1 protein-coding gene is annotated in these 1899 nt (G+C 42.9%); it reads right to left on the bottom strand.

Going from position 1 to position 1899, the window contains the following annotated elements; all coding sequences use genetic code 11:
- Positions 1-43: 43 nt before the first annotated feature.
- On the bottom strand, positions 44-1899 hold a 1856-nt coding region (locus tag F6K37_RS45920), incomplete at its 5' end, for an alpha/beta fold hydrolase (protein ID WP_287256878.1).

The raw sequence follows: 1899 nt of genomic DNA, 5'->3' as shown, positions 1-1899 counted from the left end.
ACTGCTAAAAAATAATGATGAATATCCTAGACTGACTTACATCTTATTTATCAATACAATACTCTAGATTTAATAAGACATAGGGAAACAAATTTGTAAACCATCCCCCCCAAATTTCTTTAGCTTTCTCTCCTTCAATAAAGGAGTTGACAATACGTTGCCATTGCGGATCACTCTTAGGGAGAATCATGCCATAGAAATCACAGGTCAGTGGTTGATCTGGAGATAAGGTGTACTGGGATGAGGATAGTCCTTGTCTGGCGACTTCTCCAATTAATAAAATGCCATCGCTGGCAAAGGCATCAATATCCCTATTGACTAATGCTGTGACTCCTTGAGACCTACCTATGTCTCCAGGAAAAACTATTTTCTGAGCATTAGGATAGGTTTGCTCAATAAATGTTTCTGTGAGGCTACTGGGAAGTACTCCAATTTTTAAACTGTCAAGGCTTTGGTAACGATTGAAGACTCTCGGCTGTTGAGAATCCACTAAAAAGTGTGTGCCAGTAATAAAAAATGGTGTTGAGAATTTTACCCCTGCAATATCACTCCTAATCGTATTAGGTCCACACTCAAGATGTACGGTTTCGTCTCGGACAATAGCAAAGCGATTTTCCAAGGTGGATTGAAGGGCAACAACTTTTAGTTCTATGGGTTTATTGAGTTCTTCGGCAACCTTGTCTTTTAAGGAATTGAGTAGGTCAAAGCAATACCCTTTCCACTCTCCGTTGGTATCAATGTAGCCGAAAGGAGCAGCATCTTTTCTAATACCAACTTTTATGGTACCAGTTCGTTTAATTTGGTCTAAAACCGTTTCTGAACGCTTCGGTATTGGCTCAATGGCAAGTTGTGGTATGATACTTTGGGGAGGTTCACTGCCAAAAGATTCCTCTAGTTGTTCTGGAGTTAAAGATTTGACTAAATGTAGCTCTAGGGAATTCTCAGAGAGGAATTTGGCATAGCTAACACTGAGGTAAGGTCGATAGTTTGGCAAATCCCGAATATGAGTATTAACAAAAGCTAAGCTTAAGGCTTTTAGGTAAGAAAGTCCGACCTGAGGATTGGAACCAAGTAATTCTTTAGGAAACAGGGCAAAATCGTCGCCGGATGCACCACTAGTGGAGAAGTGGTTGCCATCAACAATCATTGCCAGATATTTTTCTGGGGTATTGAGCCAAATGAAGGGGTGAATCTGTTCTGGGACAGTTGGTGCTACGATGTCGTGGCTACCTGCCATAATCATGACTGGCACTTGAATGTTACCCAAGCTAGCTGGACCAAGGGCTGTGCTGGTAATAGGATTAACAGCGATTACAGCTTTGACCCGTGGATCCTGCAAGTCATAATTAAACGGGGGTAAGCGATTGGCAAGGCATTGGAGCAGTACAGAGAGATTGAAGGTTGGGTCTTGATCAGGACACACTTGGCGCAGTCTTAAATCATTAATTTCTGCACCTGCTACGGCTAACGCTGTGTAACCCCCGAAGGAATGACCAATCACACCAACCTGTTCCAGATTCAGCTTATTAGCAAAATTAGGGTCAGATTTAGAGAGGTCTTCCAGCTCATCGAGCACATATCTAATATCTAAGGGTCGTTCAATAAACTCTACCGGATTGATTCCATTCGCTAGTCCCTGTAGTACAGCTTGAGAGTATTCAACATTACTCCCGACGTGTTCAGGAACGGCTACAGCAATGCCATGGGATGCTAAGTGTTCTGCTAAATAGGTGAAATGGTTGCGATCTGAGGCAAAGCCATGGGACATGACTACTAAGGGGGCTGGTTTTGGATTGCCTTTGGGTAAGTACAAAGCAACCTCAAACTTGGTTTCTCCGGATAACCCTAGAGGGGATTGACGGCGGCGACCGGAAAGGGTGATGACTTGGTCTGTGAATT

The organism is Moorena sp. SIO4E2 (assembly GCF_010671945.1).
GTDB classification, from domain to species: domain Bacteria; phylum Cyanobacteriota; class Cyanobacteriia; order Cyanobacteriales; family Coleofasciculaceae; genus Moorena; species Moorena producens.
The sequence above is the reverse complement of the archived record's forward strand: the minus strand, read 5'-3'. Positions and strand labels throughout refer to the sequence as shown.